Raw genomic sequence first — 11,067 nt, 5'->3', positions numbered from 1 at the left:
GCGGCCAAGGCCACCGCCGCCACGACGCCGAGGCTCGAACTGCGCCGAATCCCCCCCAAGATCTCGAGCTCCCCAATAGCCACCCGCGCCGTGCGGTTTCGCTGACGCCCGCATCGGCCCGACTACGGCAACGCTTTGACGGCGAGGGGGTTCCCGCCGCCGTGGACTTCAGGCCAGGCTCTCGCCGGCCTTGTGCGCGCTGGGGCGTTTGACGCCACGGGCCTTGGCCGCCGGCGCCGACCTGCCCAGCCGCTCCAGCAGGTGATCGCCGACCCGCAGCGCGTTGGCGACCGTCGTCAGGGTCGGGTTCACCGAGGCGATGGAGGGGAAGAAGCTGGTGTCGGTGACGTAGAGGTTGTCCAGCTGGTGGGCCTTGCACCAGGGGTCGAGCACCGAGCTCTTGGGGTCCTTGCCGAACCTGATCGTGCCGGCCTGGTGCGCCGTACCATAGAGCGGCAGCAGACTGCCGAACTCGAAATGGTGCTGGCTGATCGGGTGCGCGTGGTCGACGAAGCCGTCCAGCGAGGCGTGCAGCTTCTTCACCAGCCGCTCGTGTCCTTCCAGGTTGTTGTAGCTGTAGTCGAGGCAGATCCGCCCGTCGGCGGTGAGATGCACCCGGTTGTCGGGCAGCGGCAGGTCCTCGCTGATCACCAGCATCGACAGCATCCGTTCCGCGATCCCCTCCGAGATCGCGTCCGGCACCAGACCCGGCGGCAGCCAGTCGGAGACCTGCCCCTCCAGGGTCTGGCCGCTCATGTATTCCAGCAGCTGGATGTGCCCCATCGGCAGGTTGTAGCTCCCATCCGGATCGCCCCAGTAGAAGTCGTTGCAGGCCAGCGTCTTGGGGAAGGTCACGTCCACATGCGCTGCGGTCAGCGAGACCATGGCGGTCAGCGTGTGGAACATATAGTTGCGTCCCACCTGGTCGGAGCCGTTGGCCAGGCCGTTCGGGTGCGCCGCATTGGCCGAGGCCAGCAGCACAGCCGCCGAATTGGCCGCGCCCGCCGCCAGCACCACGATGTCGCCGGTCCACCGCTCCTCGCCCTGCTCGGTCTGGCAGACCACCTCGGTGACGCGCTTGCCGCCGGGATCGGTCTCCAGCCGCGTCACCTTGCGCCCGGTGAGCAGGGTGATGTTCGGCAGGTCCATCAAAGGCTCGATGGCGATGGTCCGCGCGTCGGACTTGGCCTTCAGGAGGCAGGGATAGCCGCCGCAGGTCTTGCACTTGATGCAGGCCGAGGTCACCGGATGGGCCTGGTCGAGCTTGATGCCGAGCGGCAGCGAGAACGGCCGCCAGCCCTGCTGCTTCCAGTGCTCGCGCAGCTGGGCGATGCCGGGGTCGTCGTGCACCGCGGCGCAGGCGTAGGCCGGCTCGTTCCCCTCTTCGGTCGGGTCATCGCCACGGTTGCCGTGCACCCGCCACAGGGTCTCGGCCTCGGTGTAGTAGGACGCCAGGTCCGTCAGGCCGATCGGCCAGGCCGGCGAGACGCCACCGGCGTGCTGCACCTCCTCGAAGTCCCGCCCGCGAAACCGCATGAGGGCGGCGCCATAGAAGGTGGTGTTGCCGCCGACCCAGTAGTGGGTGTTGGGGGTGAACGGCTTGCCGCGCTTGTCGTACCAATGCTCCTTGGTCTGGTAGCGGCGCTCCACGAACACCGCCTTGGAACTCCAGTTCTCCGCCTCGCGCGGCAGCTGATCGCCGCGCTCCAGGATCAGGATGGTCTTGCCGCTGGCCGCCAGCCGCTGGGCGATGGTGCCGCCGCCCGCGCCGGAGCCGATGATCACCACGTCGAAATGCGCCATGCGCGGCTCCTGAAGAACGGCTTAAGAATCTTCCAGATGGTACTTGGCCGCGCCGCGTTTGATGAGCGGGATGGCGATGAATTCGGGGGTCAGCTTCAGGATCGCCACCGCGACCTTGTTGTGCCAGCCGGGCACCAGCACCACCTTGCCGCGATCGTTGGCGGCCAGGGTCTCGGCCACCACCTGCTCGGCGGTCTGGAAAAAGCGCCGCGGAGCCTGGTCCATGATCTGCTTGGTGCCGTTGGCCTCGGCGAACTCGGTCAAGGTGAAGCCCGGGCAGACCGCGGTGACCTTGATCCCCTTGCCCCCCAGCTCGGCGGCCAGCGACTGACTCCACTTCACCGCCAGGCTCTTGGCGCCCGGATAGAGGCTGTGGCCTTCGACGCCGGGCGCAAACGCGGTGAGCGAGGCGACGTTGATGATCACGCCGCGCGAGCGTTCGACCATGCCCGGGATCACCCCGTGCGCCAGGCCGCAGGCGTTGACCACCAGGGTCATCAGGAAATCGCGCTGCCGCGACCACGGCACGGCAGCGAAGCTCTGCGCGATCGAGAAACCGGCGTTGTTGACCAGGACGTCGACGGTGCGACCGCGCGCGGCGACCGCGGCCAGAACCGCCTCGCAGGCTTCCCAGGCCGCGAGGTCGGCCGACACCGCGAAGGCCTCGATGCCGTGCTTCGCCGAAAGCTCGGCCGCCAGCGCCTCCAGCCGGTCGGCCCGGCGCGCCACGAGCGCCAGATCGTAGCTCCGCGCGGCATAGGCCCGCGCGAAGGCTGCGCCGATGCCGGCCGAGGCGCCGGTGATCAGCGCCAGGGGTCGCGCGGAGGTGGACTTTTCGCTCGCCATCGGCCCAGTTGCATCGCTCCGGGCTCCCTCGTCAAACCGGGGCGTCAAACCGGCTGTCCTGATCGAGTTAACGCCGGCTTATGTCCCTTCGCGCGAAACAGGCCGCGAAAGCTCTCCAAGCGGATTGACAAGGCCTCGTGGCGGCGGCGAAACCGCATCCGCCAGGGACAAGGATCTGAATGAGCGAACCCTTCGCCAAAAAGCTGGAACTGACGCTGAAGGTGCTGTCGATGAGCCGCGCGCGGCTGGCGGCGGACCTGGGCGTCGACAAGTCGGTGGTCGGCCGCTGGGTGTCCGGCGCGGTCCAGCCCTCGGCGCACAACCTTTCGCTGCTCTCCGGCCTGATCGCCGAGCGCATCGCGGGCTTCACGGCGCACGACTGGGATCGCAGCCTGGCGAGCTTCGCCGAGCTGATCGGCGCCGATCTGGAGACCGTCTCGGGCCGCAGCGGCGCCAACGCCATGCTGGGCCTGCCGCTCGTGGGCATGGAGCAGTTCCTCGCCGCCACCTCCCTGCGCGGTCCAACCTATGAAGGGTTCTACCGCTCCACCCGGCCCTACATCCTCTCGCCCGGCCGCTTTGTGCACGACTACTGCATGGTGAGCCTGGACCCCAACGGCCTTCTACGGACCCGGGTCGGCGCGGGCGGCACGCTGGCCGACGGCTGGCTGCTGCCGGCCGGCAACCAGCTCTACGCTGTGACCGTGGACGTCATCTCCGGCGCCATCCTGTTCGGCATCTTCCATGGGGTGGCGACGGCCAAGGCGGAGGTGATCGACGGACTGGTGCTGGCGCCCTCGCTCGATGTGGGCCGCACGCCCGCGGCCTACCCGATGATCTTCGAGCGGGTCGGCGACCTCACCGGCGACGCCGAGGCCGACAATCGCCATTTCCTGGAGCTCGCCTCGGGCAACCCGGTCGCGCCGGAGGGCTCGATCCCCGAAGAGATTCGCCGCTACCTGAACCCCGATGTGGGTCCCGCCGCCGCGGCGCTCGGCGGCGAGCTGCTGTTCCTGCTGCCGCTCACCCGGTCCCTGGCGCGCGGCCCGGCCTATCGCGAGAACCCGCCCGGCGGCAAATAGCAACCAGCCGACGGCCCGTCGCTTCAGGCCTCGGTCACCCCATCGCCAAGCGGCGCGGTCAGCTTGAAGACCACCCCGTCGGGGGCGAAGTCCAGCCGCACATTGGCCTTCAGTTCCGAGGCCAGGCCGCGCTCGATCAGCCGGCTGCCAAATCCGGGCGGACCGGGCTTGCCGACCGGCGGTCCGTTGGTCTCGCGCCAGGTGAGGCGCAGCCGCCGGGCCGCGCCCTCGCCGTCCACGACCCAGGTCAGCGACACCCGCCCCTGCGGCGTCGAGAGCGCCCCGTACTTGGCGGCATTGGTGGCCAGCTCGTGCAGGCCAAGCGCCATGGCCGTGGCGGTCTGCGGCGCCAGGTGCACCTCGGGCCCGCCGATGGTGAAGCGCTCGCCGTCGCCATGCGGCCCGGCCATCTCGGCGGCCACCGAGCCCAGGCTGGCGCCCAGCCAGGTCTCGGCCACCAGCACGTCGTTGGCGCGGGCCAGCGCGAACAGCCGGGCCATGAACCGCTCGCGGGCGTCCGGCGACACCTGCGGACCGCGCAGGCTCTGGGCGGCGATCGCCTGGACGGTGGCCAGGCTGTTCTTCACCCGGTGATTGAGCTCGTTGACCAGCATCCGCTGGCGGGCGTCGGCGCTCTTGCGCTCGGTGATGTCGGAGAGCGTGATCGCCAGCCCGCCGCCGCGCATCGGCACGATCCGCAGCTCCACCACCCGGTCGGGCCGCAGCGCCGAGGAAGTCTCGAAGGTGGTCGCCTTGCCCTCGTTCATCGCCGCGCGGCAGAAGGCCTCGAAGGGCGTTCCAAGCCCCTGCGGAAACACTTCCCACAGCGTGCGGCCCAGCATGGCGGCCCGGGCGACGCCGAAATATTCCTCGGCGGCGCGGTTGAACACCACGTAGCGCCAATCCGCATCCAGCGCGTAAAACGCCTCGCTGACGCTTTCCAGCACCGCTTCGAGGCGGGCCTCATAGGTCGGTTCTGACGACGGGGACGCGGACATGGCGCTCGCAACTCAAGCTCGGTTGCAACCCTAGCAGGCAAAGCGCTTAGAGGAAGCCCAGCGATGCAGGGGTTAGTCTGAACGCCGGTCGCGCGGCGCAGGCGAGCGGGCCGCTTCGCCCAACTCCCGCCAGGCCTTGGCGAGCTCCAGACAGCGGGCCCGCTGCGCCTCGTCGTTGATCTGCGAGGCGAAGCCTTCCATCACCCGCGCTATCCGCTTGTACTCATCCTCGCGCGCCACGGACCGCCTCCCGCGTCGGTTGCGGCGCCTTCGCCGCCAGGGTCAGCTCCGGGCCCAGCGCCTCCAACGCCCCCGCCGCCGGCTCGCGGCCTGCGCCCGCTTCGGTCAGCAGGTCCGGCAGGGCGGCCCAGGCGAACTCGTCCCGCGCCGTCCAGGCGAGGAAGGCCTCCAGGAACCGCCAGGCCGCCTCGTCGTGCGCCAGGTGGTGGGTCAGGACGCCGATCGGCGCCGCCCACAGCCCCGCGCGGCGGCGGCGCGCGAGCTCGCCGGTCAGGGTCCTGAGGAACCGGCCCCGCCCGCGGAACCGCACGCCGCCCCGCCAGCGCATCAGGTCGATGTGCGCGTCCACCCGCGGCAGCCCCTCCGGCGCCAGTTCGCCGCTCACCGACCAGCCGGCGTAGCCACAGGCGCTGAGCGCGGCCTCGAGGTCGGGATGGATGTCGTTCCACGGCGGCACATAGACCGGCTGCGCCCTGGGCACGGTCTGCAGCAGGCTCCAGCCCCGGCGCAGCGCGATCTCCAGCTCGTGCCGGCTCCAGTCGTGCGGGAACTCGCCGGCCGCCGGGCCGCCGCGCCGGTTCTGGTGGTCGACGCCGTGCTGGACGACGGTGACCAGCGAGGCGCGCGCCAGCCGGGCGGCAAGGCCGGTCATGTCGCCGGCCGGCACCGCGGCCAGAGTCAGCGGAACGCCGCAGGCCCGGCTCGCCTGCAGCAGCCGGTCCAGCGCGGCCGATCCGCCGGCCGCGTCGTCATCGCGCCACCACAGCCGCGCCGTGCGCCCGGCGCGCCGCCAGCGCCGCAGTTCCAGCCATAGCGCCAGATGCAAGGCCGTCTCCTCAGGCCGCCTGCGCCAGGGCCGGTTCGGCCTCGGCGACCGCCGCCAGTCCCGCCGTCGGCCGGTCGAGGTCGGCCCGCAGCGCCGACAGCAGCGGATAGAGCCCGGCCATCATCGAGATCAGCAGGCCCCAGCCGCCCTCGCGCCAACCGCCGCGCCGCACGTAGCACTTCCAGAACCGCTGCAGGCCGCGCCGCGCATTGTCGGCGACGCCGGTCTTGCCGCCGTGCTCGCGCAGGTCCTGGGCCCTGAGGTCGGTGTAGCGGTCGAGCCGGCGGAACACGTCGGAGACATTGTCGCCGAACTGATGGCGCAGGCCGTGCTTCAGGTTCGCGCCCTGCGGGCCATCGAAGATCACCTTGGGATGCACCCGCTCGCCGCCCCAGCGCTTGGTCCCCTTGCGGTAGAGGCGCGCGGCCATGGTGGTGCCGAACGAGCCGCCCCAGCCGTGGCGGATCAGCCGTTCGCCCACATAGTTGTCGACCGGGACCTTGCGGAAGGCGATGCGGTCGTCGTCCAGGCCGGCGAGCACCTCGCGCGCCAGCTCCGGCGTGACGATCTCGTCCGCGTCGACCTCCAGGATCCAGTCGCCGCTGGCCGCCGCCATGCCGGCCGCCCGGCGCGGCCCCTCCAGCGGAAAGACCCCGCTGATCATCACGGCGCCATAGGCCTCGCCGATCGCGCGCGTGCGGTCGGTGCAGCGGTCGAGCACCAGGACGATCTCGTCGGCGAATCCCAGCGCCTCGAGGCAGCGCGCCAATCGATGCTCTTCATTGTGTACGCAGAGCACCGCCGAAAGCTTGACCATGAACGTCCCCCCACGAACGGGAGACGCCTTAAGGACTGTGTCGCCTCAGCAAAAAGACGGCGCCGTGTCGGATTGTCGCGGTTGATTTTATGCCGTTTATATAACGACTTGCAGCGATCCGCTTGCGTTACGCCAGTGTGTCAGTCGGCCAGACCGGTTAACCGGCGGGTGATCGGGGCCCGCGGCCAGACCGCCACTGGACCGCCGCATGGCCTTGTTCTACTTGCGCGGCGCCCGCAGGCGGTTCATCCCGCCGGGACGAACGCGTTCTACGCAAGGCCGGAACCTTAAAGATGCCGCAACTGCGCCTCGGCGGACCAGCGCCGTTCTTTGTCGGGCAGACGCAGTCGAATCCGACCTTCGCCTTCGCCAATGTGGCGGGACGCTATCTTCTGCTGGGATTCCTGCCATCCGACGTGCAGGCCCGCGACTGGGTGTTCGGCCTGGTCGGCCGCGACATAGACCTGCTGCGGGACGAGCACATCGTCTGCTTTTTCGTGCTGCGCGATGAGGAGTCCTTCGCCCGCGCCCGCGACCGTTCGGGCATGCGCTGGTTCTTCGATCCGGAGGGCAAGATCGGGCGGCTCTATGGCGCGCTTGGCGAAGACGGCGCCGAGACGCCGATGTGGGTGCTGGTCGATCCGTCGCTGCGCGTGCTTTTCACCCTGCCGATGAGCCAGACCGAGCAGCTGTTCCAGCGCCTGCGCGCGCTGCCGCCGCCGGACGACCATGCCGGCGTTCCGCTGCACGCGCCGGTGATGATCACCCCCAGGGTCTTCGCCCCGGACCTCTGCCGCCAACTGATCGCCTACTACGAGACGCGAGGCGGCCAGCCCTCCGGCGTGATGCGCGAGCGCGACGGCAAGACCGTGGGCGTGCTCGACGACTTCAAGAAGCGCCGTGACTGCATCATCGAGGACGAGGCGCTGCGCGTGGAAACCTTCAACGCCATCAAATATCGCCTGCTGCCCGAGGTGATGAAGGCGTTCCGCTTCGAGGTCACCCGCATCGAGCGCTACATCGTCGCCCGCTACGACGCGCAGGACGGCGGCTGGTTTCGCCCACACCGCGACAACCTCACCAGCGGCACCGCGCACCGCCAGTTCGCCTGCTCGATCAACCTGAACGCCGAGGACTTTGAGGGTGGCGACCTGCGGTTTCCGGAATACGGCGCGCGCACCTACCGCCCGCCGACCGGCGGCGCGGTGGTGTTCTCCTGCTCGCTGCTGCATGAGGCGACGCCGGTGACCAAGGGCACGCGCTTCGCCTTCCTGCCGTTCCTCTACGACGAGAAGGGCGAGGAGATCCGCCTCCGCAACGAGCATCTGGTGGTCGCATCCGCCCAGCCTGAGCCCGAGGCCGAAGCCGCCGATCAGGACGCCGAGACCTAGGTTCTGGCGCGACGCCCTCGCCCCTGGCGAAAATCGCCCGCTGCGGCCATGATCGGGCCGAAGGCGGCGCGAAGCTCGCCAGGGGAGGCGTCCTTGAAACATCTGATCGCCGGCGCGCTGGCGCTGAGCCTCGTCTGGGCCGGCGCCGCCGGCGCGGAACCCGCCAAGGTCAAGATCGGCCAGGGCGTCCTGGTCGGCGACCGGTCCGCCGGCGTCGCCAGCTTCCGCGGCATCCCCTTCGCCGCCCCGCCGGTGGGCGATCTGCGTTGGAAGCCGCCGCAGCCGGCGCCCGGCTGGAGCGGCGAGCGGCCCGCCACCGAATTCTCGGCCAGCTGCATGCAGCGCACGCGCGGCGGTCCCAAGCCCTCGGAGGACTGCCTCTACCTCAACGTCCAGGCCCCGGCCGGCGCGAAGGATGCTCCGGTGATGGTCTGGATCCACGGCGGCTCCAACACCGGCGGCTCCGGCCCGATGTACGACAGCCCGGCCTTCGCCAAGGACGGCATCGTCTTCGTCACCCTCAACTACCGGCTTGGGCCGTTCGGCTTCTTCGCCCACCCGGCGATCAGCAAGGCCGCGGGCGCGGGCGAGCCGCTGGCCGACTACGGGCTGATGGACCAGCTCGCCGCGCTCAAATGGGTGCAGGCCAATATCAAGGCGTTCGGCGGCGATCCCAAGCGGGTCACCGTTTTCGGCGAATCCGCCGGCGCCATCGACATCTACGCCCTGCTCGGCCTGAAGGGCGCCAAAGGCCTGTTCAGCCAGGCCATCGTCGAATCCAACATCACCTGGGGGGACAGCGCGCCCTTGGCCAAGGCCGAGGCCGACGGCCAGGCCCTGGCGGTCAAGGCCGGCGCCTCGCCGACCGCGACGCTCGCCGAGCTGAAGGCCCTCCCCGCCGACAAGCTGGCCGCGGCGCAGGAGAGCGCTCTGTTCCCCATCGTCGACGGGCGGTTGATGACCGAGACCTCGCTGCAGGCCATGGCCCGCAAGCATACCGTCGATGTGCCGCTGATCGTCGGCTCCAACAGCTGGGAGGCCTGGCTCAACCAGCGGCTCAAAGGCCAGGACGCGACCGACTGGACCAACAGCCAGGGCGGCGCCCCGGCCCGCTTCATCGCGGCCAGGTCGGCCGACGGCAAGCCGGCCTGGCTCTACTTCTTCTCCTATGTGGCGACCGAAAGGCGCGCGCCCGACTACCCGGGCGCGCCGCACGCCGGCGAGATCTACTACGTCTTCAACGGACAGCTCGTCCCGCCGCTGTCGACGCCGAACCCGGCCAATCCGGTCTCCGGCCCCGCCAATCCGTCGGCTGAGGACAAGGCGATGGCGGCCACGGTCCACGCCTGCTGGGTCGCCTTCGCCAAGACCGGGACGCCCCGTTGCGGAACCGTCGCCTGGCCGAAGTACGATCCCAGGACCGACCAGCTGATGGAGTTCGGTTCGCCCGCCGGCGTCAGGACCAACTTCCGCAAGGCCGCCCTCGACGCCGCCCAGGCGAGCGAGGCCGACGCGAAATAGGGCGGCCGCCGCTCATCTGACGCCGATCCGTCAGATCCCCTCGACCCGTGACGCAGCCCCCGCCATAGTCCGTCTTCGGATCTGAGTTGGGGAATCTTTGACATGTTGAAGCGCGTTCTGGCCGCCGTCCTGGCCATGGGTCTGGCTGGCAGTTCGGCGGGAAGCGCCGCCGCGCAGGACCTGCGCCCCGACCAGGTGAAGTTCCGCGAGATCTACAAGGAGCTGGTGGAGACCAACACCTCGCTCTCCGCGGGCTCCTGCACGGTGGCCGCCGCCAAGATGGGCGCGCGGCTGAAGGCGGCCGGCTACACCGACGCCCAGCTGACCTATTTCTCCGTGCCCAGCCATCCGAAGGAAGGCGGCCTCGTCGCCATCTATCCGGGGACCAGCAAAACCGCGCGGCCGATGCTGCTCCTGGGCCACCTCGACGTGGTCGAGGCCAAGCGCGCCGACTGGACCCGCGACCCCTTCCAGTTCATCGAGGAAGGCGGCGTCTACTACGGCCGCGGCACGTCGGACATGAAGGTGATCGACGCCACCTGGGTCGACATGCTGATCCGCTTCAAGGGTGAACACTACCAGCCCAAGCGCACCATCAAGCTGGCGCTGACCTGCGGCGAGGAGACGCTCGAGGCCTTCAACGGCGCCGACTACCTGGCCAAGAACAAGCGCGACCTGATCGACGCCGCCTTCGCGCTCAACGAAGGCGGCGGCGGGCGCGCCGACAAGGACGGCAAGGTGCAGAGCCAGGGCGTGCAGGTCGGCGAAAAGGTCGTCCAGCAGTTCCGCATGGAGACCACCAATCCCGGCGGCCACTCCTCCGTGCCTATCCGCGACAACGCCATCTACCAGCTCGCCCAGGGCCTCCTGAAGGTCCGCGACTACGACTTCCCGCTGCAGCTCAACGACACCACCCGCGCCTTCTTCGCCAAGGCCGGCGCCGGCCGCGCCGACGAGACGGGCCGGGCCATGGTGGCGATCTCCAAGGACCCCAACGATCACGCCGCCGAGGCCGTCCTCAACCGCGACCGCGGCTTCCATTCCATGCTGCGCACGACCTGCGTGGCGACCCTGCTGGACGGCGGTCACGCCGAGAACGCGCTCCCGCAGCGGGCCGGCGCCAACATCAACTGCCGCATGTTCCCGGGCTCGACCATGGAGGATACCAAGGCCAAGCTGGAGGCCGCCATCGGCGACCCCGGCGTCAAGCTGATCCCGCTGCAGCCGATCCGCGCCAAGCCGACCCCGCCGCCGCTCGACCCCAAGGTCATCGGCCCGATGGAAAAGGTCGCGGCGAAATACTTCCCGGGCGTGCCGCTGGTGCCGACCATGTCGACAGGCGCGAGCGACGCCATCTACCTCTCGCCGGTCGGCATCCCGACCTACGGCGTGCCGGGCTTCTACTCGACGCCGGAAGGCTCCGGCGCGCACGGCCTCAACGAGCACATGTCGGTCAAGTCGGCCATGCTCGGCCGCGACTACCTGACCGAGCTCGTCCGCACCTACGCCGACGAGGAGTAGCCAACCGGGCGGTCTTTGCGGG

At 69.9% G+C, this 11,067-nt stretch carries 10 protein-coding genes; 4 read left to right on the top strand and 6 right to left on the bottom strand.

Annotated elements, in window-relative coordinates:
- Positions 1 to 168 precede the first annotated feature (168 nt).
- Positions 169 to 1,803 (bottom strand): GMC family oxidoreductase, encoded by a 1,635-nt coding sequence (locus VKQ35_RS07685; protein ID WP_324360193.1) that lies wholly within the window; start codon positions 1,801 to 1,803, stop codon positions 169 to 171.
- A gap of 21 nt (positions 1,804 to 1,824) precedes the next feature.
- Positions 1,825 to 2,649 (bottom strand): SDR family NAD(P)-dependent oxidoreductase, encoded by an 825-nt coding sequence (locus tag VKQ35_RS07680; protein WP_324360191.1) that lies wholly within the window; start codon positions 2,647 to 2,649, stop codon positions 1,825 to 1,827.
- A gap of 179 nt (positions 2,650 to 2,828) precedes the next feature.
- On the opposite strand from VKQ35_RS07680, the gene VKQ35_RS07675 reads away from it, so the two are divergent.
- Positions 2,829 to 3,731 carry a helix-turn-helix transcriptional regulator gene (locus tag VKQ35_RS07675; protein ID WP_324360189.1) on the top strand — a complete coding sequence of 301 codons (903 nt, stop codon included), beginning with the start codon at positions 2,829 to 2,831 and terminating at the stop codon, positions 3,729 to 3,731.
- A gap of 23 nt (positions 3,732 to 3,754) precedes the next feature.
- On the opposite strand, the gene VKQ35_RS07670 is transcribed toward VKQ35_RS07675, so the two are convergent.
- The 4 genes from VKQ35_RS07670 to VKQ35_RS07655 form a co-directional block, all read right to left on the bottom strand.
- Complete coding sequence (locus VKQ35_RS07670) at positions 3,755 to 4,729, bottom strand: sensor histidine kinase (protein WP_324360187.1); 975 nt, start codon at positions 4,727 to 4,729, stop codon at positions 3,755 to 3,757.
- Between the two features lie 72 nt (positions 4,730 to 4,801).
- A complete protein-coding gene (locus tag VKQ35_RS07665) occupies positions 4,802 to 4,969 on the bottom strand; it encodes a hypothetical protein (RefSeq protein WP_324360185.1) in 168 nt (55 codons plus the stop codon).
- Complete coding sequence (locus tag VKQ35_RS07660) at positions 4,953 to 5,795, bottom strand: polysaccharide deacetylase (RefSeq protein WP_324360183.1); 843 nt, start codon at positions 5,793 to 5,795, stop codon at positions 4,953 to 4,955. The genes VKQ35_RS07665 and VKQ35_RS07660 overlap by 17 nt, the downstream gene beginning before the upstream one ends.
- 10 nt (positions 5,796 to 5,805) lie before the next feature.
- Positions 5,806 to 6,612, bottom strand: coding sequence for a glycosyltransferase family 2 protein (locus VKQ35_RS07655; protein ID WP_324360181.1), 807 nt, complete (start codon positions 6,610 to 6,612; stop codon positions 5,806 to 5,808).
- 293 nt (positions 6,613 to 6,905) lie between these two features.
- Between VKQ35_RS07655 and VKQ35_RS07650 the strand changes: the two genes are divergently transcribed.
- The 3 genes from VKQ35_RS07650 (at position 6,906) to VKQ35_RS07640 (ending at position 11,045) form a co-directional block, all read left to right on the top strand.
- Positions 6,906 to 8,003: a 2OG-Fe(II) oxygenase gene (locus tag VKQ35_RS07650; protein ID WP_324360179.1), complete on the top strand. Its 1,098-nt coding sequence runs from the start codon at positions 6,906 to 6,908 to the stop codon at positions 8,001 to 8,003.
- A 93-nt stretch (positions 8,004 to 8,096) separates the two neighbouring features.
- Positions 8,097 to 9,524 (top strand): carboxylesterase/lipase family protein, encoded by a 1,428-nt coding sequence (locus tag VKQ35_RS07645; RefSeq protein ID WP_324360177.1) that lies wholly within the window; start codon positions 8,097 to 8,099, stop codon positions 9,522 to 9,524.
- 102 nt (positions 9,525 to 9,626) lie between these two features.
- Positions 9,627 to 11,045 (top strand): M20/M25/M40 family metallo-hydrolase, encoded by a 1,419-nt coding sequence (locus VKQ35_RS07640; protein WP_324360176.1) that lies wholly within the window; start codon positions 9,627 to 9,629, stop codon positions 11,043 to 11,045.
- Positions 11,046 to 11,067 lie beyond the last annotated feature (22 nt).

Origin of the sequence: Phenylobacterium sp., assembly GCF_035309685.1 — a bacterium.
Classification (GTDB): domain Bacteria; phylum Pseudomonadota; class Alphaproteobacteria; order Caulobacterales; family Caulobacteraceae; genus Phenylobacterium.
Note: the sequence above shows the minus strand (reverse complement) of the source record. Positions and strands in the feature narration are given on the sequence as shown.